17 protein-coding genes are annotated in these 22,726 nt (G+C 70.9%); 13 read left to right on the plus strand and 4 right to left on the minus strand.

Annotated elements, in window-relative coordinates:
- Positions 1-10: 10 nt before the first annotated feature.
- Entirely contained in the window at positions 11-1,483 is a 1,473-nt protein-coding gene (gene der, locus H1D24_RS30140; RefSeq protein WP_181660890.1) for a ribosome biogenesis GTPase Der, read from the plus strand.
- 94 nt (positions 1,484-1,577) lie between these two features.
- Here der and H1D24_RS30145 read toward each other — a convergent pair whose 3' ends face one another.
- Complete coding sequence (locus tag H1D24_RS30145; RefSeq protein WP_309484493.1) at positions 1,578-1,862, minus strand: hypothetical protein; 285 nt, start codon at positions 1,860-1,862, stop codon at positions 1,578-1,580.
- Positions 1,863-2,178: 316 nt separating this feature from the next.
- Positions 2,179-2,958 carry a DUF8842 C-terminal domain-containing protein gene (locus H1D24_RS30150; RefSeq protein ID WP_181660892.1) on the minus strand — a complete coding sequence of 260 codons (780 nt, stop codon included), beginning with the start codon at positions 2,956-2,958 and terminating at the stop codon, positions 2,179-2,181.
- 534 nt (positions 2,959-3,492) lie between these two features.
- Between H1D24_RS30150 and H1D24_RS30155 the strand changes: the two genes are divergently transcribed.
- From H1D24_RS30155 to H1D24_RS30175, 5 genes are all read left to right on the plus strand, one after another.
- Positions 3,493-4,098, plus strand: a complete 606-nt coding sequence (locus H1D24_RS30155) for a LysM peptidoglycan-binding domain-containing protein (protein ID WP_181660893.1) — start codon at positions 3,493-3,495, stop codon at positions 4,096-4,098.
- Positions 4,099-4,356: 258 nt separating this feature from the next.
- Positions 4,357-5,625 carry a glycosyltransferase family 4 protein gene (locus H1D24_RS30160; RefSeq protein WP_181660894.1) on the plus strand — a complete coding sequence of 423 codons (1,269 nt, stop codon included), beginning with the start codon at positions 4,357-4,359 and terminating at the stop codon, positions 5,623-5,625.
- A gap of 49 nt (positions 5,626-5,674) precedes the next feature.
- Complete coding sequence (locus H1D24_RS30165; protein WP_258564416.1) at positions 5,675-6,541, plus strand: hypothetical protein; 867 nt, start codon at positions 5,675-5,677, stop codon at positions 6,539-6,541.
- Positions 6,542-6,590: 49 nt separating this feature from the next.
- Positions 6,591-7,613 carry a helix-turn-helix transcriptional regulator gene (locus H1D24_RS30170; RefSeq protein ID WP_181660895.1) on the plus strand — a complete coding sequence of 341 codons (1,023 nt, stop codon included), beginning with the start codon at positions 6,591-6,593 and terminating at the stop codon, positions 7,611-7,613.
- A gap of 377 nt (positions 7,614-7,990) precedes the next feature.
- Positions 7,991-8,206: an I78 family peptidase inhibitor gene (locus tag H1D24_RS30175; protein ID WP_181660896.1), complete on the plus strand. Its 216-nt coding sequence runs from the start codon at positions 7,991-7,993 to the stop codon at positions 8,204-8,206.
- Between the two features lie 112 nt (positions 8,207-8,318).
- Here H1D24_RS30175 and H1D24_RS30180 read toward each other — a convergent pair whose 3' ends face one another.
- Positions 8,319-9,344, minus strand: coding sequence for a phosphatase PAP2 family protein (locus tag H1D24_RS30180; RefSeq protein WP_181660897.1), 1,026 nt, complete (start codon positions 9,342-9,344; stop codon positions 8,319-8,321).
- Positions 9,345-9,951: 607 nt separating this feature from the next.
- Between H1D24_RS30180 and H1D24_RS30185 the strand changes: the two genes are divergently transcribed.
- Entirely contained in the window at positions 9,952-11,802 is a 1,851-nt protein-coding gene (locus tag H1D24_RS30185; protein WP_258564417.1) for an MFS transporter, read from the plus strand.
- A 414-nt stretch (positions 11,803-12,216) separates the two neighbouring features.
- On the opposite strand, the gene H1D24_RS30190 is transcribed toward H1D24_RS30185, so the two are convergent.
- On the minus strand, positions 12,217-12,660 hold the full coding sequence (locus tag H1D24_RS30190) for a cell division protein SepF (RefSeq protein WP_181660898.1): 444 nt from the start codon (positions 12,658-12,660) through the stop codon (positions 12,217-12,219).
- A gap of 302 nt (positions 12,661-12,962) precedes the next feature.
- Here H1D24_RS30190 and H1D24_RS30195 point away from each other — a divergent pair, with 302 nt between their 5' ends.
- From H1D24_RS30195 to H1D24_RS30220, 6 genes are all read left to right on the plus strand, one after another.
- Positions 12,963-14,138: a DUF5685 family protein gene (locus H1D24_RS30195; RefSeq protein WP_181660899.1), complete on the plus strand. Its 1,176-nt coding sequence runs from the start codon at positions 12,963-12,965 to the stop codon at positions 14,136-14,138.
- Between the two features lie 96 nt (positions 14,139-14,234).
- Positions 14,235-15,065: a DUF1684 domain-containing protein gene (locus tag H1D24_RS30200; RefSeq protein WP_181660900.1), complete on the plus strand. Its 831-nt coding sequence runs from the start codon at positions 14,235-14,237 to the stop codon at positions 15,063-15,065.
- A gap of 361 nt (positions 15,066-15,426) precedes the next feature.
- Positions 15,427-16,329 carry a S1 family peptidase gene (locus H1D24_RS30205; protein ID WP_181660901.1) on the plus strand — a complete coding sequence of 301 codons (903 nt, stop codon included), beginning with the start codon at positions 15,427-15,429 and terminating at the stop codon, positions 16,327-16,329.
- A gap of 474 nt (positions 16,330-16,803) precedes the next feature.
- On the plus strand, positions 16,804-17,886 hold the full coding sequence (locus tag H1D24_RS30210) for a S1 family peptidase (protein ID WP_181660902.1): 1,083 nt from the start codon (positions 16,804-16,806) through the stop codon (positions 17,884-17,886).
- Positions 17,887-18,124: 238 nt separating this feature from the next.
- Entirely contained in the window at positions 18,125-21,682 is a 3,558-nt protein-coding gene (locus H1D24_RS30215) for a DNA polymerase III subunit alpha (protein WP_181660903.1), read from the plus strand.
- Positions 21,679-22,653 (plus strand): DNA polymerase Y family protein, encoded by a 975-nt coding sequence (locus H1D24_RS30220; RefSeq protein WP_181660904.1) that lies wholly within the window; start codon positions 21,679-21,681, stop codon positions 22,651-22,653. Before H1D24_RS30215 ends, H1D24_RS30220 begins: the two co-directional genes overlap by 4 nt.
- The last annotated feature ends 73 nt before the right edge of the window (positions 22,654-22,726 follow it).

The following is a 22,726-nucleotide window of genomic DNA, read 5'->3' on the forward strand; positions in this document are numbered from 1 at the left end:
TACGGACTTCATGAACGACCACATCCAGCCCGAGGGCTCGGCGGAGCACGAGCACGGGGCGCTTGGCGACGCCGAGTACGCGGAATTCATGGAGCTCGCCGCGGAAGAGGGCTTCGACATCGAGGATGTCGAAGGCGCGATCGAGGCCGCCGGACACGGCCCACTGCCGGTCCTCGCCGTCATCGGCCGCCCGAATGTCGGCAAGTCGACCCTGGTGAACCGCATCATCGGCCGTCGCGAGGCCGTCGTCGAGGACAAGCCGGGCGTCACGCGAGACCGTGTGACGTACGAGGCCGAGTGGGCGGGCCGCCGCTTCAAGGTCGTCGACACCGGCGGCTGGGAGCAGGACGTCCTCGGCATCGACGCGTCCGTCGCCGCGCAGGCGGAGTACGCGATCGAGGCCGCCGACGCGGTCGTGTTCGTCGTCGACTCGACGGTCGGCGCCACGGACACGGACGAGGCGGTCGTACGGCTGCTGCGCAAGGCGGGCAAGCCCGTAGTGCTGTGCGCCAACAAGGTCGACGGACCGAGCGGCGAGGCAGACGCGGCTGCGCTCTGGTCGCTCGGCCTCGGCGAGCCGCACCCGGTCTCCGCCCTGCACGGCCGCGGCACCGGCGACATGCTGGACGCCGTCCTGGAGGCGCTGCCCGAGGCCCCGGCCCAGACCTTCGGCACCGCGATCGGCGGCCCCCGCCGCATCGCCCTCATCGGCCGCCCGAACGTCGGCAAGTCCTCCCTGCTCAACAAGGTCGCGAACGAGGAGCGCGTGGTCGTCAACGAGATCGCGGGCACCACCCGCGACCCGGTCGACGAAATGATCGAACTCGGCGGAAAGACCTGGAAGTTCGTGGACACGGCGGGCATCCGCAAGCGCGTCCACCTTCAGCAGGGCGCCGACTACTACGCCTCGCTGCGCACGGCCGCCGCCGTCGAGAAGGCCGAGGTCGCCGTCGTCCTCATCGACGCGTCCGAGACGATCTCCGTCCAGGACCAGCGCATCGTCACGATGGCCGTCGAGGCGGGCCGCGCGCTCGTCCTCGCGTACAACAAGTGGGACACCCTCGACGAGGAGCGCCGCTACTACCTGGAGCGGGAGATCGAGACCGAACTCGGTCAGGTCGCCTGGGCGCCGCGGGTCAACGTCTCGGCGCTCACCGGCCGTCATATGGAGAAGCTCGTCCCGGCGATCGAGACGGCGCTGGAGGGCTGGGAGACCCGCGTCCCGACGGGCCGGCTGAACGCCTTCCTCGGCGAGCTGGTCGCCTCCCACCCGCACCCGATCCGCGGCGGCAAGCAGCCGCGCATCCTGTTCGGTACGCAGGCCGGGACCAAGCCGCCGCGGTTCGTGCTCTTCGCCTCCGGCTTCATCGAGCACGGCTACCGGCGCTTTGTGGAGCGCCGGCTGCGCGAGGAGTTCGGGTTCGAGGGGACGCCGATCCACATCTCCGTGCGGGTGCGGGAGAAGCGCGGCAGGAAGAAGTAGGCGGAAGAAACAGGCAGTAGAGCGCAGGGAGCGCGGCGCCGAGATCAGCGCTCTCCGCGCGAAACGGAGTCAGCGCTCTCCGTGAGAAACGGAGTCAGCGCTCTCTGCGCGGAGCGGGCGGCAGCGCGGCTGGGAGGAGACTCCCGAAGCCGCGCTGCCGCCCGACTGCTTGCCAGACGCCGGTCGTCGGGCTGGTCGTTCCGGCGTGCCCGCCGGCGCCCCGGGTGTCATGGCGCCGGGCGCCCGACCCCGTCCCGAAACCGGTGAACACCAGGTCCTCCTCGCCGCTGCGGTCGCCCGGCAGTGTCCTGAAGGACCTGCGGTACTCGGCGTACAGCGTGTCGTAGATCGGCGTGGCCGAGTGGCTGACCTCCCCCATTGCCTGAAGGGCATGGGAGGTGCCCCCACCGTCCTGAGGGGGGCGCATGGACGGGATGGTCTGATACGGCTGGCGGGAGGGGTTGTAAGTGTGCACGTACGTGCCAACGACTCCCTACCCGAACAGATACTGCCTTTTATGCCTAAACCGGCACCTACCCCAGACTCCGTCCGGGGGTACCCCCGCTCGCGGACCTGGTTGCTCGTCGTCGTGGTGCCTCAATTGATGGTTGCCGCGGTGCCCCCGAGAGCTGTCGCTCAGGGACACTCGACGTCCGCGACGCCCGGGTCGGGAGTCGAAGTATGCCGGCGCAGGCTCAGGTGCCGGCGAGAGGCATCGCCGCCGCGACCAGCCTGCCCGCGGCCGCGGCCCGGTCCAGAGCCTCGCGCAGCAGGTCCTCGCGGGGCTGGCGGCCGATCGTGCCGACGGGGGCCGCGAAGACCAGCACCTGCTGGAGCTTGTTGGCCGCCGTCCGCCAGCCGTCCGTGACCTGGAGCGGCTGGTGTGCCTGCCACCAGGCGACGGGGGAGCCGCCGCCCGCGCCCGGCTGGAGCACGGCGTGCAGCTGGCCCATGGCGAGCAGCACCGACCAGCCGTGCTGCACATGCGGCATGGTGTTCACCTCGGAGACCGGCATGAAGCCCTGCTCGATGAGCAGCGGCAGGAAGTCGTCACCGCCACCCGTCGCGCCGGGGCGCGCGATGGGGCCGGTCGGCTCGACGACGAGCGCCGGGTGGAGCTCGCCCTCGATGAGGACCAGACCGCTGGTCACACCGAGGACGGCCGGCTCGGACGCGGAGCGGGGGCCGAGGAGTTCGTCGCCTGTGGCCATCGAGCGCACGGCGCCCTGCAGCTGCTCCTCGCTGACCTGGACGACCTGGGAGGGCAGACACGTGGCGTGGGCGAAGGCGAGCACGGCGGTCTCGTCGCCGACGAACAGGACGGTGCTGGTGCGTTCCTGCTCCGAGTTGCCCGGGGTGCGGCAGGACGTGCAGTCGTAACCGCCGGGGGTGTTCTCTCCGGCAAGCAGCCGGTTCGCTTCTTCGTCGCCGATCTCGGCGCGTACGTCGTCGCTGACGTCGAGCATGCGCGGCACGGGTGGCTCCTCGGAATTCGCTTGGTACGGACACCGGGCGCTTCCCGGCTTGAGCCGGGCGGTTCCCGGCTCATGAATGAACAACGGACGATCTGTGGCCGGAGTCACGCCCGGATGTGAACGGAATCGAACCATCCGAAGCGCAGCGTGATGTCGTGCCCGGAATTGGTCACTCCATGCCAACTCTCGGGATGTGCAAGGGAGTTGGGCCGGTGAAGTGAGTCACAGATCCTCGTGGGGTGAGGTCGACAAATCCGGAAATCGGCGAATGAAGTGGGTGGCCGAAAATTGCCGATACCGCTGGTAATGGGCAACTGACCTCGAAAGACAAGGAGTTGGTTGATGTCGGGGCGAACAGCCGCCTAGATTCCTCCGCCGTGTGCATCGAGCACCGCTCGGGTACGTCCGCCGGCCGCACCAGCCAGATCGCAAGCCGGCCGTCGGCGGACGGGGTGGAGCGGCACAGCCCGGCGCCGTATGCGCCGGGCGGCCGAACCGCCTTGGGGGAGCCCGGGTCCGTAGAGAGGGATCTCTATGTCCGCACGTCCCGAGTCCACTCGTACGACGGCAGTTCTCGTCGGGGCCGCACTGCTCGCCCCGCTGGGACTGCTCGCCGCCGCCACGGGCGCCGCCCAGGCAGCGGACAGCGGAGTGTGGGACCGCATCGCGCAGTGCGAGAGCGGCGGGAACTGGCACATCAACACCGGCAACGGTTACTACGGCGGACTGCAGTTCTCCGCCGGCACGTGGCGCGCGTACGGCGGTACGGCCTATGCGGCCACCGCCGACAAGGCCTCCAAGGCGCAGCAGATCGCTGTCGCCACGAAGGTCCAGCGCGCACAGGGATGGGGCGCCTGGCCCACCTGTTCGGCGCGCGCCGGGGCGTCCGGAAGCGCCCCCGCGGCGTCGGCCACCACCGAGGCAGCCCCCTCGAAGCAGCCGTCGGAGGCGCCGGTTCGCTCATCGGGCCACACGGACCGGGGCTCCGCGCGCGCCGACTACACCGTCAAGCGCGGCGACACCCTGAGCTCCATCGCCGCGAAGCACGGCACGTCCTGGCGTGCGGTCTACGCCGCCAACAAGGCGGTCATCGGAGGCGACCCGGACCTGATCGTGCCGGGGCAGCGGCTCGACCTCTGACCCTCCTTGGTGCGGATGCACGCGCGCGTGGCCCCGTCCGGTGCTCCGGCCCGGCGGGGTCACGCGCTGTTCAGCTGCGCTCCACCTGCACGTATGCGCGAAGTCGCCGAATGGTTCCCCGATGCTGCTTTCGATGGCGCAACTGTTCGGGCACAACATGATGATGATGCCCAACCCACGCACCACGCCCCGGGTCTAACCCTGCGGTAGGCGGACGAGACGGGACTGTCCGCGAGGAAGCGTGGGATACGGGGCTGTATGCATATCTCTTTCCTGATTCACAACGCCTACGGAATCGGAGGGACGATCCGGACGACGTACAACCTCGCGGGCGCCCTCGCCCAGCAGCACGACGTGGAGATCGTGTCCGTCTTCCGCCACCGCGACGAGCCGGTCTTCACGCCCGCGGAGGGAGTCCGTGTCCGCCACCTCGTCGACGTTCGTGAGGACGCCCCGGGATACGACGGCGACGACCCCGAGCATGCGCGTCCGTCGCGCGCCTTTCCGCGTGCGGAGGGCCGTTACGAGCAGTACAGCGCCCTGACCGACCGGCGTATCGCCGGGCATCTCGCCGCGGTCGAGTCCGATGTGGTGGTCGGCACCCGGCCCGGGCTCAATGTGCATCTCGCCCTGGAGACCAGGCCCGGCCCCGTGCGGGTGGGTCAGGAACACCTCACGCTCGACAGCCACTCGAAGGCACTGCGCGCGCGACTGCGTGGGGTGTATCCGCGGCTCGACGCGCTGACGACGACCACGGAGGCGGACGCGGGGGCGTACCGCCGCAGGATGCGGCTGCCCGGAGTGCGCATCCAGGCCCTGCCGAACCCCGTGCCGGAACCCGGTATAGAGCCCGCGGACGGCTCGCACAAGTGGATCGTCGCAGCCGGCCGGCTCGCCCCGGTGAAGCGTTACGACCTGCTGATCAGAGCGTTCGACAAGGTACGCGACCAGCGGCCCGACTGGCGCCTGAGGATCTATGGCGGCGGCAAGCAGAAGGAGGCACTGCGGGCCCTGATAGACGAACTCGGCCTCTACAACCACGTCTATCTGATGGGGCCCGCCAGCCCCATCGAGCCGGAGTGGGCCAAGGGCTCCATCGCCGCCGTCACCTCCAGCCTGGAGTCCTTCGGCATGACCATCGTCGAGGCGATGCGCTGCGGCCTGCCCGTGGTCTCCACGGACTGCCCGCACGGGCCCGGCGAGATCATCGCCAACGGAGTAGACGGACGGCTCGTCGAGGTCGGCAATGTCGACGCCATCGCCGGCGGCTTACTCGAACTGATCAACAACGACGAACTGCGGCAGCAGATGGGCCATGCCGCCCTCGAGGACTCGCAGCGCTTCGACCCGGCCCGGATCGCCGAGCGGTACGACGCGATGTTCTCCGCGCTCGTCGCACGCGGCGGCGCGGGCGGCGCGGGCCGGATGCGCGGCTCGCTGCATCGTGCCAGTGGAGCGCTGCTCGGGGGTGCGTACGCCGTTCGGGACGCCGGACGAGCAGCGCTGAAGAAGGGGCGTACGGCGTGAGCGGCACGGCCCGGACCACCACTCCGGCACCGAAGAGAGGGCACGTCGTATGACCACCCTGGCACCCAACTCCGCCGGGGACCGGCACTCCGAGGCGGACCACGTCGCGTCGCCCCGCGTCGACTGCCAGGCCGACTCCGCGGGTGGACTGACCTTCGACATCAGCGACCCGGGCACGCCCGGCCCGGTCCATCTGGTGCTGCGCCGCCGGGACTCCGGTCATCCCGCCGAGGAGGTACGGCTGCCGCTGACCCCGGCGGCGGACTGCCGGCTGCGGGCCGCGCTGCCCAGCAGCGTCCGGCTGGCGGAGGGCCGGTGGGACGTCTACGCCCAGCAGGCGGGCGAGGAGCCGCAGCGTCTGGCGCCCGGCGTCAACGATCTGCGCTCGCTGGTCGACCGCGCCCCGGACAGCACCGGCGAACAGATCGCCGTGCGCATCCCCTACGCGACCAAGCACGGCAACCTCACCGTGCGCAGCTGGCTGCGCTCCCCGCACGCCGAAGCGGGCGAGATCCTCATCAGCGAGGCGTCGCTCGACATCAGGGGTCGCGTATACGGCACCCCACTTACCCCGGACGCCTACGCCGAGGCGGTCCCGCGCACCGATCCTGACCGTGTCCAGCGGTCCCAAGTCACCGTCGAAGGCAGGGACTTCACCGTCGTCCTCCACCACGGAATGCTGGCCGATACCGGCCCAGGCCGGTGGAACCTGTGGCTGCGCCCGGCCGGTGAGAGCGGGCCGCGCGTACGGATCGCGCGACTGCTGGACGATGTACCGGACAAGAAGGCGATCTTCACCTACCCGTTCGTGCGCATGGAGACGGAGAACGGACCGGTCGAGACCGGCCCGTACTACACCCTGGACAACGATCTGTCGGTGCACGTGCGGGCGGCCGGGCCGGGCAAGGACGGCTGAGAGCCCTTGCGGACAGTGGTTGTCCGCAAGGGCTGGCAGACTCGGACGCATGCTGGAGACTTCGGCTCGACTGCTGCGTCTGCTCTCCCTCCTGCAGACCCACCGCGAATGGTCCGGCGCCGACCTGGCCGATCGCCTCGGTGTCACGCCCCGCACCGTCCGGCGGGACGTGGACCGGCTGCGCGAACTCGGCTATCCCGTCAACGCGAGCCGCGGCACCGGCGGCGGCTACCAGCTCGGCGCGGGCGCGGAACTGCCGCCGCTGCTGCTTGACGACGACGAGGCCGTGGCCGTCGCGGTGGGCCTGCGCACCGCCGCCGGTCACGGCATCGAGGGCATCGGCGAGACCTCGGTACGCGCCCTGGCCAAGCTCGAACAGGTGCTGCCCAGCCGGCTGCGCCGCCGCGTCGGCGCGCTGAACGCCTTCACGGTGCCCATGCTGCGCGGCCCGGGAACCTCCGCAGTGGACCCCTCCCTCCTCACAGAACTGGCGGCTGTCTGCCGGGACTCCGAGCGGCTGCGCTTCGAGTACCGCGACCACGGCGGCTCCTCGTCCCGGCGCACCGTCGAACCGCTCCGGCTGGTGTGCACCGAGCGGCTCTGGTACCTGGTGGCCTGGGACCTGGACCGCGACGACTGGCGTACGTTCCGCGTCGATCGCATCACGCCCAAGCCGCCCCACGGACCGCGCTTCGAGCCGCGCACCCCGCCCGCCGCGGACCTCGCCGCCTATGTCTCCCAGGGCATCTCCACGCGCGCGTACGCCGCGCATGCCGTCATCAGACTGCTCGTACCGGTCGAGGAGGCCAGGCTCCGGATCTCACCGTCGGCCGGGGTGCTGGAGGCCGAGAGTGAAGGCACGTGCCTGCTGCGCACCGGGGCCGCGAGCCTCGACGTGATGGTGATCCACGTGATGATGCTGGGCTTCGACTTCGAGGTCGTCGAACCGGCCGGACTCACCGATCACATCAGGACGCTCCGTGACCGCCTCGACCGGGCTCTGGAGCGGCCCGGCTCTCCCGCCGGCTCGCCGCGTACTCGGGACGGTGCGCCCAGTCGGTCCAGAAGATGATGCTCGCGCCCCATCCGGCTGCGACAGAGGGCTTCCGCGGTTCCGATCGGCGTACGCGATTTCCCGTGAGCGGTCAAATGCTCGTGAAGAGCACCTGACACGGAAAGGGAACGGGCCGCCGGCTTGCTCTCGGCGTCTTTTCCTATGGCCTATTTCCGTCAGTGCCAAGAGGCCCCGGGGTTATGCCGACGGGAAGCCCGGAGGCGAGCTCTGAGTAACGCGGATTCCGCCGCTGCGGGTAACGGAGTTCAGGGAGACACCCGTAGTGATCCTGTGACAGAAGCGTGACAGGAGGGGAATGAGTGACGCCTGGTCACCTATGAGAGTGATCCTGAACGGCCTTTCGCCTGCGCGTCGGGCCGCCTAACGTGGCGGGCATGGCACCCATTCCCACTCCGCCCGCAGAGCCCAAGGACAGCCCCGACTCGTATGTGGGCCTCGACGCCGAGTCCGCAGAGCGGCACGCCCGCGCGCGCGGCTGGTCCACGGTCAGGTCGCTGCCGCCGGGCGCGATCATCACCATGGAGTACCGCGCGGGACGTCTCAATTTCGAGGTGACGAACGGCACGGTGACCCGCTGCTGGAAGGGCTGAGCCCCACTACCGCCGACATGGCGAAGGCCCCTGTACCTGCCCGAAAGGGCGGGAACCGGGGCCTTCGTGGTGCGGGGAGCGGGTGTGCGTACCGGGACTCCGCCGCTGTCGGTCAGTTGCCCGTCAACGGGCGGGCCGAACTCGCGCCGCGCGTCGGCCGGTCAGGGTGGGGCGGGCGTCGGCTGCCCACCGGAGTGACCGGAGTGCGCTCCGACCGTGCCGAGTGCGGTCCCGGCGCCAGGTGGACCGAGCCGCGCTGGGCGCCGACACGCGGGGAAGCGACCGGGTCGCGCATCGGCGTCGTCTCCTCGTCCGGCTGGGGACGCTGCGAGACCGGCTTCGGGGCGCCGACCGGGGCAGGTACGGGCGCCGTGCCGGCCCGACGACTGCGCCAGGTGTCCCGCAGGTCGAAGATCCAGGCCTCGACCCGGTTGATCAGCGGCTCGAACCAGGGCAGCGCCAGCAGGATCAGCAGACCCGCGGCCCAGCCGAGCAGGACGTCGCTCAGCCAGTGCGTACCGAGGTAGACGGTGGTCAGTCCGACGCCGAGAGCGATCACGGCGGAGAGGGCCGACAGCCAGCGCCTGGCCCGCGGCGTCGATGCCATATAGGCCAGGATTCCCCAGGTAACGACGGCATTCGCGGTGTGTCCGGAGGGAAATATATCGCCGCCCCGCCACATCTCGTTGGAGCCGATCGCCGTCGCGTAATGCGGGCCGAGTCTGCCCATGCCGAGCTTGGCGGCACCCACGGTCACATTGAGCAGCAGCAGCGACGCGCCGAGCGTCAGCAGCGGACGCAGCGTGTGCTGCCGCCAGGAGCGCCAGCCCAGCCAGGCGGCGACCATGACGGCGGTCGGCCCGCGCTGGCCCAGGACCACGTAGTAGTCGAGGAAGGCGTGGATCTCCGGCCACTGCTGGTACGGGCGGAAGAACATGACCTGCCAGTCGAACCGGACCAGCCACGAAGTGGTCACCACGGCCCACACGATGGCGGCGTAGAAGGCCAGAGTGAGCCCGAACAGCACGACCCGGTGCCGGCTCATATGCGGCATGTCGAGATGGGCCGGCCGTTCCGGCTCCCGGTCGAGCCGGGCGAAGACCCGGTCCACGCGGGTCAGGTTTTGTTCGGTACGCACCCAATCGACGTTACAGCGAGTGAGGTGCCGACCTGGTCGAATCCTCGCTTTTGTGATGACGATGTGATGTGGGATTGCTCTCAACGAGGGTTTTATGCAGTGCATTTGGGGAATCCGCCCGGCGTTTCTCCCGCAATTCCCTCAAGGCCTGTGCTGGGGCCGTTTTATGACGGGCCGAATTCTGTTCACCGGGTGCTGGCGGGGAATTTCCCCGGCGCTCACCGGGTGTGCGAGCGCCCGGAGGGGCGTCAGCGGCCCCCGACCGCGTACGCACAGCATGCGCGGCGGACGCCTGCCCGCGTGGCGCGGATCCGGGTCGGCGAGAGGGCGGAGCAAGATCGAGTCATCAACCCGATTATCGAGGACTCGGGGAACCGGGCCGCCGCTGGGGGCGTGGTGCACAGACAGAGGAGTGGCGTACGCCACATGCCGTCGTGTACATCCATGAGAGGTCCGCCACGTGCCATCGGTGGGATCTCGCGTACTCTGGCGGCTCACTCGTGTTGTGTAGCCGGGGCCCGGGAGCCGCTCCTCCGGTGCCGAAGCTGCGGGATCCGTCCCCCACCCCGCAGGCCCGCCGAGCGCGAGGGAACATTGGAGGTACGCCATGTCCGGGACGACCACGGCCGCTGCGCGCGGTCCCGCGGGCGCCCCCCGACATCACCGCCGGGCGCAGGACACCAACCGCTGGCTCGTCCTCGTCGTCCTCTGCGTCAGCCTGCTGTTGGTCGCCGTCGATGCGACCGTGCTGCATGTCGCGGTCCCGGCCGTGACAGAGGACCTGAGACCCGGTGCCATAGAGCTGCTCTGGATAGTCGACATCTATCCGCTCGTCTGCGCCTCGCTGCTGATCCTCTTCGGCACGCTCGGTGACCGTATCGGCCGCAGACGCGTCCTGCTCCTCGGGTACGCGCTGTTCGGCGTGGCCTCCGCGGCGGCAGCGCTCGCCCACACCCCGGAGATCCTCATAGCGGCCCGCGCGCTGCTCGGCGTCGGCGGCGCCATGATCATGCCGGCCACGCTGTCGATCCTCCGCCAGGTCTTCCCCGACCGTCGCGAGCGAGCCCTTGCGATCGGCATCTGGAGCGCGGTGGCAGCCGTGGGCGCCGCTGTAGGACCGCTGCTCGGCGGCTTCCTCCTCGAGCACTTCTGGTGGGGCTCGGTCTTCCTCGTCAACATTCCGCTGATGCTAGTCAGCCTGCCCGTCGGTCGCTGGCTGCTGCCGGAGTCCACCGGCGACGGCAAGGGACCATGGGACGTGGCGGGCGCGCTGATGGCGGCGGTCGGTCTCTTCGGCGTCGTGCTCGGTGTGAAGCGCGCGGGCGGCGGCGAGCCGCTGGTCAGCCCGATGACCGTGCTGCCGCTGCTGGTGGGTGCCGCACTGCTCGTCGGCTTCGTCCGCAGACAGCGGCGGCGGACACAGCCGCTCGTCGATCTGAAGATGTTCGCCCGGCCCGCGTTCTCCACCTCCGTCGGCTGCATCGTCCTCGCGATGCTCGCCCTGGTCGGACTCGAGCTGATCGCCGCGCAGTATCTGCAGCTCGTCCTCGGCCTCACCCCCCTGGAGACGGGACTGCGGCTGCTGCCGCTCACCGTCGCCGCGATGGCCGCGGGCCTCGCGGGCTCGAAGATGCTGCACCGCTTCGGGCCGCGCCGGATGGTCTGCTTCGGCTTCGGCCTCACCGCGGCATCCGTCATCACCCTCACCGCGATGGGCGGCCACGACAACCCCGGGCTGCTGCTCGCAGGATTCGTCCTGCTCGGCTTCGGCCTGGAGACGACGCTGTTCGGTGCCTACGAGTCCATGCTCAGTGAGGCACCGCAGGAGCAGGCGGGCGGGGCGGCCGCGATCGGCGAGACGTCGTACCAGCTGGGCGCCGGGATCGGCATAGCGCTGCTGGGCAGCGTGATGAACGCCGCGTATGCGCCCGGGCTCTCCGCGGTGCCGGGCGTCCCGGCCGCGGCGAGCAGCGCCGCGAGCCACTCGCTCGGCGAGGCGTACGAGGTGTCCGGCCACCTCGGCGGCACCGCGGGCCCGGCCCTGCGCGAGGCGGCGCGCACCGCGTTCGTACACGGTCTTCATGTGACGCTGCTGGTCAGCGCGGGTCTGCTGCTCCTCGGTGCGCTGATGGCGCTGCGGCTGCCGCGGGTCATGGAGTGCGGGGAGCCCCCGGCGGTCACTGAGAGGAACCCTGCGGAGGTTCCGACGGCGCGGGATGCGACGCGTCGGGATACGGCGCCTTCGGCGGCGGCGCCTGCGGCGGCCGCGCCTGGTGGTGCGCCGCGCCGGGATGCGACGCCGGGTGGTTCGACACCCCGTCATTCGGCACGCCATCATGCAGAACCCCACCACGCGGTGCCCCATGACGCGGCGCCTCGCGACAGGGCGCTCCGGAATGTGCAGTCGCCGCAGGACACGGCCAGGGCCGGACGGATCGGCGCGGAAGCCGCGGGCTGACGGGCGCCTGCATTTCCAGCCCGTCAGGGGGCGCCTCCTGGGAGCATCCCCAGCGTTGGCTGGGGGAGTTCGAGGACGAGCCCGAGGGCGATGCGGGATACGCACTCGGGTCTGGGTCGGTGACCGGCGGGTGCGCCATCTGCCGCTGGCCGGCGGCGGCCACCTGGGGCGGGGCCGCGCCGGAACGTACGTTCTCGGTCTGGGCGCCGAGCCCTTGTGGTTGACGGAGCCGAACGATTGCGCCAGCCTCCCCAGTGCCTCAACTGCCTGGTAGGTACCCCCAGCGGACGCACATCCCGGCACGTCACCTTCGGCATGTACGCGACTGCCGGCCTGTGGCCGGTCGTGCCGCGGCCGTTGCGAGGTATACGTCGAGGCCGGGCCGAAGGCAAGGCACGCCGGGCGTGCCTTGCCTCAGCTCTGGTTGAAGAAACCATCCTCCGGGCGGCCGGCCGCCTCGCTGACGATCTGCGTGTGCGCGGGGGTGAGCAGGAAGACGCGATGTGCGACGCGGTCGATCGAGCCGCGCAGGCCGAAGATCAGCCCGGCCGCGAAGTCCACGATGCGCTTGGCGTCGCCGGGCTCCATGGCCGTGAGGTTGACGATGACCGGGACGCCCTCCCGGAACAGCTCGCCGATGGTACGGGCGTCACGGAAGTTGTCCGGCGTGATCGTGCCGATCCGGCGGCCCTTCTCCTCGGCCTCCTCCGTCGCCACCTTCACGCGAGGATCGGTCACCCAGACGTCTCCGGGCTCGTGGCCCTCGGCCGAGTCGTCGTCATAGCCGTCGTAGTAACGCTCGTCATTGTTGTCGTCGACGAGGCCAAGCCAGGCACTCGCCTTGCGCACCGATCCCATGGACGCCTCCTCTCACAGCGGTCTTCACAGCGGTCGTTCTGTGTGCCGCACCCCTATGGTCGTCCATGATGCTGACTGTGCGCCAAGGGGATAGTCGCCGCGCGGGTTTTTCGTGACGGTTCTGGTGCACAGCAAACCCGTTGGTGACCTTGATTCCCAAGGGTCTTGCTGTGTAAGGCTGCTGACTGAGAGTGAAATAATATTCTTCTCGGCGTATGGGTGACGGTCGGAGCGTCCGGGTGAACGACGCAGTTCGGTAGGCTGCGGCGAATCAGCTCGTACGGCTCACGGGGGGACCGTTCGTGTTCGGCATAGTCAGGCCCTGCGCACATCGTCTCGGTGAGGGACTGAAGACGCAGTGGATGGCGCATCTGTGCGGGCTGTGTCTCGCGCTGCGCGGTGATCACGGGCAGTTCGCCAGAGTCGTCACGAACTACGACGGCCTGCTCATCTCGGTCCTGACGGAGGCTCAGGCCGGGCGCACCACGGGATGGCGGCGAACGGCCGGCCCGTGTCCGCTGCGCGGCATGCGTACCGCCTCCGTCGCGCAGGGGGAGGGCGCCCGCCTTGCCGCGGCCGTCTCGCTGGTGCTCGCCTCGGCCAAGGTGCGCGATCACGTTGCCGACGGGGACGGGCTGTTGGCGCGGAGGCCGATGGCGGCCGCCGCGCAGCGCGTCGCCGCGAACTGGGGGCGGGCCGGGCAGCGCACCGGCGCCGAGGTCGGCTTCGACACGGCGGTCCTCGTCGACGCCGTCGACCGGCAGACCGGGATCGAGGCCCTCGCAGGGCCCGGCACGCCCATGTTGACGGTCACCGAACCGACCGAGACCGCCACCGCGGCGGCCTTCGCGCACACCGCCGTTCTCGCCGGCCGGCCGGGCAACGCAGAGCCGCTCGCCGAGGCCGGCCGGCTCTTCGGCCGGCTCGCTCATCTGCTGGACGCCGTCGAGGACAGGGAAGCTGACGCCGCGTCGGGTGCCTGGAATCCCCTGACCGCCACCGGCACGGATCTCGCCGAGGCGCGCCGCCTCGCCGACGACGCCCTGCACGGCATACGGCTCGCCCTGCGTGAAGTCGACTTCACGAATGGCAGGCTGGCGCATGTGCTGCTCGCCCATGAGCTGCGACTCTCCGTGGACCGGGCCTTCGGTACGAGCAGCTGCTCGCACCAGGCAGAGGCGTACGGGCCACCACCCGGCGGACCGTACGCCCCCAGTGGGCCGGGCGGCCCGCCGCTTCCTCCCGAGCCCCCGCACCGCAACCGGCGAGGCCTGATCACCGGGTGCCTGGTGTGGGCGGGTCTGGCCTGCACGTGCCAGATGTGCTGCGGAACGTACGAGGATCCCTGGACCAGGGAACCCAAGGGCGGGCTCTGCAGCCAGTGCGACGGCAACTGCAGCGGGTGCGGCGACTGCTGCAACTGTTGTGACTGCTGCGGCAACTGCTGCGACGGCTGCGACTGCGGCTGCGACTGCTGAGACTGCGGGTGCGACTGCTGACGTCGGCCCGGCGCGACGTCGCGGTCGATTCTCGGCTGCACGCACCCGCAGTAAAGGGCTGAAAACATGTCGGACATGAGTACTGACGCACAGCAGGAGTTCGCGCCGGACGCCGTCGGCGCGGCTCTGCGGGACTGGAAGCTCTGGCGCGACCGGCGCACGGAGTCCGTGACGGCGCCCTACGGGCCGCTCTCACTCACCGGCACGTACTGGCTCGCGGACCATGCGGAAGGTCGAATTCCGGCCATCCCCGGTCACTGGACCGTATCCCCGCAGGGCGACGCGGTCGTCCTGACAGCGACCGAGGGTGACGGCCTCACCCTCGACGGAGACTCCTTCGCCGGAGAGGTACGGCTCACCGCGGACGGCGGTCCCGCGGCCGACGCGAGGGTCGGGCGCGGCGAACGCCGGCTCGTCGTGATCGTGCGCGAAGGGCTGTGGGCCGTACGCGACTTCGACCCGGGCGCACAGGCGCGGCGTGACTTCCACGGCATCGAGGTCACCGAGTACGACGAGCGCTGGTCGGTGCCGGGGCACTTCACCCCGTACGGAGAGAGCCGCACCGTCCTGGTGACGAACGCCGACGGGCGGCGGCGCGGCCTCGGGCTCGGCGGGATCCTGGCCTTCGACCTCGACGGACAGGACCACACCCTCCAGGTGGCGGTCGAGGAGGACGGCTCGCTGTGGGCGGTGTTCTCCGACTCCACCAGCGGTAGCGGAAGCTACCGCTTCCGGTTCCTGCGGCCGACGGCCCCCGACCCCGACGGTCGTACGACCGTGGACTTCAACCGGTCGCTGCTTCCGCCCTGCGCCTTCGCCGACCACTTCGTGTGCCCCTTCCCGCCGCCCGGCAACGCGCTGGATGCCGCGATCGAAGCGGGGGAGCGGCGGCTCGCCGGCGGCTGAAAGGCGTGCTTCTGGCCGTGTGGAACCCGGTCGGGTGACGCCCAATCAGGCACGGTCACTCCTTCGAGCGAAACTCGATCGGGCGGGAACCCTTTCGGCCGCCCGTACGTCAGAACCGTTGCCGATGACCAAGCCCCGGTGGCCTGTTGCAGGAACGCAGAGCTACCGGGGCCGGTTGACGTGTATGCGCAGACGGCCGAAAGGCGCCCTTGTGCCGGGCAGTCCTCGCGCCGAATACTCCCGAGCAGCGCTTGTCAGGGGCACGGCTTGTCCGGAATCCGGAACAGCCGGGCTCTTTGGCTGCGCCTCACGGGCCCCGACCCCACAGGGGCCCCCGACTTCCCCTCGGGAGGAACGACCAGTGAGGATCAAGCGCACCACCCCCCGCAGCGGTATTGCGAGACGGACGCGGCTGATCGCCGTGGCCACCGGACTCGTGGCCGTGGCAGGCTTCGCCGTACCCACCGCGAACGCGGGCGAAGTCCAGACCTACAGCGCGTCCCAACTCACCAAGGCGGGCGACTCGGTGCTCAAGGCCGATGTGCCGGGCACCGCCTGGGCGGTCGACCAGAAGACGAAGCGTCTTGTCGTCACGGTCGACAGCACGGTCTCCCAGGCAGAGATCGCGAAGATCAAGGAGACGGCGGGCAGCACCGCCGGCGCCATCCAGATCAAGCGCACCCCGGGCAAGTTCAACAAGCTGATCTCCGGCGGCGACGCAGTCTATGCGAGTAGCTGGCGCTGCTCCCTCGGCTTCAACGTGCGCAGCGGCAGCACCTACTACTTCCTGACCGCCGGTCACTGCACCGACGGCGCCGGCACCTGGTACTCCAACTCCGGCCGAACGACGGTCCTGGGCCCGACCGCCGGATCCAGCTTCCCGGGCAACGACTACGGCATCGTGCGGTACACCAACACCTCGATCGCCAAGTCGGGCACCGTCGGCAGCGTCGACATCACCAGTGCCGCCACCCCGAGCGTCGGCACGACCGTCTACCGCCGCGGCTCCACCACCGGCACCCACAGCGGCCGCGTCACCGCCCTCAACGCGACCGTCAACTACGGCGGTGGCGACATCGTCTACGGCATGATCCAGACCACGGTCTGCGCCGAGCCCGGCGACTCCGGCGGCCCGCTCTACTCGAACAGCGGCATCGCCTACGGCCTGACCTCCGGCGGCAGTGGCAACTGCTCCTCCGGCGGCACGACCTTCTTCCAGCCCGTCACCGAGGCACTGAGCGCATACGGAGTCAGCGTCTACTGACCCGCGCACCGGCGACACGTAACGACACGCACGCGCGCGTACCACAACGCACCACCGGAAGACCTGCAGCCAGCAGCAGGAGAGCCCCCGTACGGAACTGCCGTGCGGGGGCTCGCCCTTGTCCGTACCGCGGAGGTGCGACAACAGCGGAATCCGGACAGGACTAGTCCTCACACGCTGCCCACCCGACGCTTGCACGCGGTGTTTGCACCGGGAACCGACGCGGCGCGGAGGTGCCGCGATCAGCGGCGCTCCCCTCATACGGGCGGCGCTCAACGCGCGTGGACCGGGGGCCGCTTGCTGTGCGCGCGTCCAGAAGTCGACCTTGTGTGTTACCCGACGGCCTCGGAATAGTGGGCGTCACGATTGGCATGGACGCGGCTTTTTGGTGTCTGCCGGGTCCATGCCCGTACGCCTTCCGGTCCCGCGCGTCCCCACGGCAACCGGGACCCACCCCCCACAGGAGGACGTGAGTTGAAGCACCGACGCATACCCAGGCGGCGTGCCGCCGTGGCAGGTGCGGGCATCGCCGCACTGGTCGCCGCGGGCGTCACCTTCCAGACCGCGAACGCGAGCACGGACACCCCCACTCTCACCCCGGAAACCCTCTCGGTGGCGACGGCCGGAAAGCTCGCCTCGTCGCTCACCGAGGAGCTCGGCGCCGACGCGGCGGGCACGTACTACGACGCGAAGGCCAAGCACCTCGTCGTGAACGTCCTCGACGAGGACGCGGCGGGGACCGCCGAGGCGGCCGGCGCCGTGGCGAGAATCGTCCAGAACTCCCTGGCCGAGCTGAAGAACGCCCGGACCACACTGAAGGACAAGGCGACCATCCCCGGCACCGCCTGGGCGGTCGACCCGGCGTCCAACAAGGTCGTCGTCACGGCGGACCGCACGGTCGAGGGCGCGGAGCTGGACAAGCTGACCGAGGTCGTCGAGAGCCTGGGCGGCACGGCCGAACTCAAGCGCACCAAGGGCGAGTTCAAGCCCTTCATCGCCGGCGGCGACGCGATCACCGGAGGCGGCGGCCGCTGCTCGCTCGGCTTCAACGTGGTCAAGGGCGGGGAGCCGTACTTCCTGACCGCCGGGCACTGCACCGAGTCGATCTCCACCTGGTCGGACTCGGACGGCAACGTGATCGGTGAGAACGAGGGCTCCAGCTTCCCGGACAACGACTACGGCCTGGTCAAGTACACCGCCGACGTCGACCACCCCAGCGAGGTCAACCTCTACGACGGCAGCGCACAGGAGATCACCGGGGCAGGTGAGGCGACCGTCGGCATGCAGGTGACGCGCAGCGGCTCCACGACCCAGGTGCACGACGGCGAGGTCACGGGGCTCGACGCGACCGTGAACTACGGCAACGGCGACATCGTCAACGGGCTCATCCAGACCACGGTCTGCGCCGAGCCCGGCGACTCCGGCGGCTCGCTGTTCTCCGGCAGCACCGCGATCGGCCTCACCTCGGGCGGCAGCGGCGACTGCACCTCGGGCGGCGAGACGTTCTTCCAGCCGGTCACGGAGGCGCTGAGCGCGTACGGGGCCGAGATCGGCTGACGGCGCGGACGGTCCCCCCGCGAAGTCGTGAGGGGCCGCGGAACGAGGGCCGGCCCGCCGTTGTGGCGGGTCGGCCTGTTTCGTCTGCCCGAGCCTCGCCTGCCGGGGCGCGGATGCCCTTCGCCTCTTCTGCACGGGCCGCGCCCGCCCGAGCCCGCGCGTCGCCTCGTACGCCTGTTCGAAAATGGTCTATGGTGGAGCTGGGGGTGGCGAGAGCAAGTGTGATCAGGAGGTGCGTGTGCCAGCGTTCACGCATCTGCACACCGTTTCGGGGTTCTCCGTGCGGTACGGAGCCTCGCACCCGGAGCGGCTGGCCGAGCGCGCCGCCGAGCGGGGCATGGACGCCCTCGCGCTCACCGACCGGGACACCGTGGCGGGCGCTGTCCGCTTCGCCAAGGCGTGTGCGCGGGCTGGAGTGCGGCCGCTGTTCGGAGCGGAGCTCGCGGTCGCCGCGCCCGCACCGCGCCGGCAGGGGCGCGCTCACGCACGTACCCCTGTCCGCGGAGGTGCCTTCATCGACGAGTCGACACCCCGCGTCACCTACCTCGCCCGGGACGGCGCCCGGGGGTGGGCCGCCCTGTGCAGCCTGATCACCGCCGCACACAACGCAGAGGGCCGCCGCATTCCCGAGGACCGCCCGGTCCTGCCGTGGCAGGAGAACCACGGCGAAGGGCTGACCGTGCTGCTCGGCCCCGCATCGGACGTGGGGCTCGCGCTCGCCGCGGGCCGCCCGGACCGGGCCGCCGCGCTGCTCGCCCCCTGGCGTGAGATCTACGGCGACGCGCTGCGCCTGGAAGCCGTCCACCACGGCCGGGAGGGTGCGGGCCCCGGTTCCCTCCGGCTCGCCGCCCGCACTGTCGGCTTCGCCGCCGAACAGGGCGTTCGTCCCGTGCTGAGCAACGACGTCCGCTATGCCGACCCGGGTCTCGGCCCGGTCGCCGACGTCCTCGACGCGGCCCGCCGCCTCGTCCCCATCGATCCCCGCAAGGAGCTGGACGGCGGCGAGCGCTGGCTCAAGGGCGCCGACGACATGCTGCACATCGCCGAGCGGATCGTGGAGGCCGCGGGCTACCGCCGCGACACCGCGTACCGCCTGTTCGAACAGACGCAGGCCACCGCCGCCGAATGCCTCGTCGACCCCGAGGACGACCTCGGGATCGGCTCCGTCCACTTCCCCGAGCCGCATCTCGTCGGCGCCGGGCGGCGGAGCGCGCAGCGCGTGCTGGCGTCGCGCGCGGCGGCGGGCATGGTGTTGCGCGGCTACGATCGCCGCCCCGACGCCCGGGTGTACTGGGAGCGGATGCACCACGAGCTGGACATCATCGCCCACCATCACTTCGCCACGTACTTCCTCACGGTGGCCGGGGTCGTCGACGACATCCGGAGGATGGGCATCCGGGTGGCCGCGCGCGGCTCGGGTGCCGGGTCCCTCGTCAACCACCTGCTCGGCATCGCGCATGCCGACCCGGTGGAGCAGGGCCTGCTGATGGAGCGCTTCCTGTCCAAGAAACGGATCGCGCTGCCCGATATCGACATCGACGTGGAGTCCGCACGCCGGCTGGAGGTCTACCGCGCGATCATCGACCGGTTCGGCAGCGAGCGCGTCGCGACCGTCGCCATGCCGGAGACGTACCGGGTGCGGCACGCCATCCGCGACGTGGGCGCCGCCCTGTCCATGGACCCGGCGGACATCGACCGGATCGCCAAGTCCTTTCCGCACATCCGCGCGCGCGACGCCCGGGCAGCCATGGACGAGCTGCCCGAGCTGCGTGAGGTGGCGGGGGAGCGGGAGCAGCACGGCCGCCTGTGGGAGCTGGTCGAGGCACTCGACGCGCTGCCGCGCGGGGTCGCCATGCACCCGTGCGGCGTGCTGCTCTCGGACGCCTCGCTGCTGTCCCGTACGCCCACCATGCCCACCAGCGGCGAGGGCTTCCCCATGTCGCAGTTCGACAAGGACGACGTCGAGGACCTCGGGCTGCTCAAGCTGGACGTGCTGGGCGTGCGGATGCAGTCGGCGATGGCGCACGCGGTCGCCGAGGTCGAGCGGGTCACGGGTGTCCATGTCGACATCGACGCCGTGCCCGAGGGTGATCCATCGACGTATCGACTCATCCGCTCCACCGAGACGCTGGGCTGCTTCCAGATCGAGTCGCCGGGCCAGCGCGACCTGATCGGGCGGCTGCAGCCGGAGACCTTCCACGACCTCGTCGTCGACATATCGCTCTTCCGGCCGGGCCCTGTCGCGGCCGACATGGTGCGGCCGTTCATCGCGGCGCGGCACGGCCGGGCGCCGGTCCGCTATCCGCACCCGGATCTGGAGGAGCCGCTCAAGGAGACCTACGGAGTCGTGGTCTTCCACGAGCAGATCATCGAGATCCTGCGCATCATGACCGGCTGCGGGCGCGACGAGGCGGACCAGGTGCGCCGCGCGCTGTCCGACGTCGAGTCGCAGGGACGGGTCCGCGCCTGGTTCGCGCAGGAGGCGGCGGCGAAGGGGTACGACGCCGAGACCACCGCCCGGACGTGGGAGATCGTGGAGGCTTTCGGGTCGTACGGCTTCTGCAAGGCGCATGCGGTCGCCTTCGCCGTGCCGACGTATCAGTCGGCGTGGCTGAAGGCCCATCATCCGGCCGCGTTCTACGCGGGGTTGCTCACCCATGATCCGGGGATGTACCCGAAGCGGCTGCTGCTCGCGGACGCTCGGCGGCAGGGGGTGCCGATCCTGCCGCTGGATGTGAACCGGTCCGGGGTCGATCATCGGATCGAACTGGTGTCTGGTTCCGGGGATTCCCAGGGCCGTTCCGGGGGTTCCCAGGGTCCTCGTGACGGTGATGGCCGCGGCCGGTGGGGGCTTCGGCTCGCCCTCTCCGACGTACACGGCATCAGCAAGGCCGAGGCGCAGCGGATCGCCGACGGGCAGCCCTACTCCTCGCTGCTCGACTTCTGGGAGCGGGCCAGGCCCAGCAGGCCGGTCGCTGGGCGGCTCGCACAGGTAGGCGCGCTGGACGAGTTCGGCGCCAACCGCCGGGATCTGCAGCTGCACCTGTCCGAACTGCACCGCGGCGCGCACGCCTCGGGCACCTCCCAGCTGCCCCTCGCCGGCGGGCGGAAGACCGCCCCGGCCGGGCTGCCCGACCTGAGCGCCGCCGAGCGGCTCAGCGCCGAGCTCGGCGTCCTCGGCATGGACGCGTCGCGCCACCTCATGGGCGACTACCAGCAGTTCCTGGACGAGCTGGGCGTGGTCCCGGCACGTCGGCTGCGGACGGCCAGGCACGGCGAGACGGTCCTGGTCGCGGGGGCGAAGGCGGCCACCCAGACGCCGCCGATCCGCTCCGGCAAGCGGGTCATCTTCAGCACCCTCGACGACGGCACGGGCCTGGTCGACCTCGCCTTCTTCGACGACGCCCACGCCACGTGCGCGCACACCGTCTTCCACTCCTGGCTGCTGCTCGTACGCGGAGTCGTGCAGCGCCGCGGCCCCCGCAGCCTCAGCGTGGTCGGCTCCGCCGCCTGGAACCTCGCCGACCTGCTGGAGCTGCGCCGCGAGGGCGGCCTCGACGCGGTGGCACAGCGGCTGGCCGAGCCCGCGACGGCGGGGGCCCCGGCTACGGAGGAGCCCGGTGAGGGCGGCGGGGGAGAGGCGGAAGGCGACGGCCGTGAGGGCGGCGCGGACGGCCGTCGCATCCGTATGCCCACCGGATACGAGATGCATCCGTGGGCGGATCTGCGTCCGGCGGGCGAAGGCCCGGCGAGCGGACGGAAGTTGTGGCACCAGAGTCCAGGGAGTGCGGGATGACCATCCTGTGTCTGCGTTTCCAGCTGCCCTCGGCGGGCGAGGCCGTCCTGCCGGGGCTCCTCACGCTGCTCGGAGAGTTCACCCCCGTCGTCGAGGCGGCCCCGCCCGACGCGGCACTCGCGGACCTGGGCGGAGCGGTGCGGTACTTCGGGCGCGACGCGGCCGAGCTGGCCGCGGTGATACGGGTGCGTGCGCTCGCCCTGTACGGCGTCGACTGTGCGATCGGGGCCGGTCCAGGGCCGATGCTGGCGCGTATGGCGGCACGCGACGCCGCGCCGGGCGTGACCCGTGTCGTGCCCGAACACCCGGACGCCATCGCCGAGTTCCTCGCCGACAAGCCGGTCTCGGCGCTCCCCGGGGTCGGTGCCGCGACAGCCCGCACCCTCGGCTCGTACGGGCTCGACACCATCGGCAGGCTCGCTGCCGCACCCCTGTCCACCGTGCAGCGGCTCGTCGGCGCCCGCGTCGGGCGGGAGCTGCACGAGAAGGCACACGGCATCGACCGGAGCCGCGTCGTCCCGAACGCGGCCGCGCGCTCCCTGGCCTCCGAACGGACCTTCCCGCGCGACGAGCTGGACCCGTTCCAGCACCGGCGCGCCCTGCTCTCGATCACCGAGGAGCTGGGCGCCCGGCTGCGTGCGGATGAACAGGTGTGCAGGGTGCTGGCCCTCACCGTGCGCTACGCGGACCGGTCGACGACCACGCGCAGCCGGACACTCCCCGAGCCGACCGCCCACTCGTCCGCGCTCACCGACGCCGCGTACCGGATGTACGAGGCCCTCGGCCTGCAGCGGGCCCGGGTGCGCGCCGTCGCCCTGCGCGCCGAGGGCCTGGGCCCCGCCGAGGGCACCGCCCACCAGCTCAGCTTCGACCCGGCGGACGAGAAGGCCCGCCGCTTGGAGGAGGCCGCGGACCGGGCCAGGGCCAGGTTCGGCCCCGGGGCGGTCAGGCCGGGGACGCTGGCGGCGTAGGGCGTCAGTGCGCCCGGGGAGTTCAGGGCGTCCGGGGAGTCAGGGCGTCCGGGGGGTTCAGGGTGTCTCGGGG

Origin of the sequence: Streptomyces himalayensis subsp. himalayensis (assembly GCF_013778455.1) — a bacterium.
GTDB classification, from domain to species: domain Bacteria; phylum Actinomycetota; class Actinomycetes; order Streptomycetales; family Streptomycetaceae; genus Streptomyces; species Streptomyces himalayensis.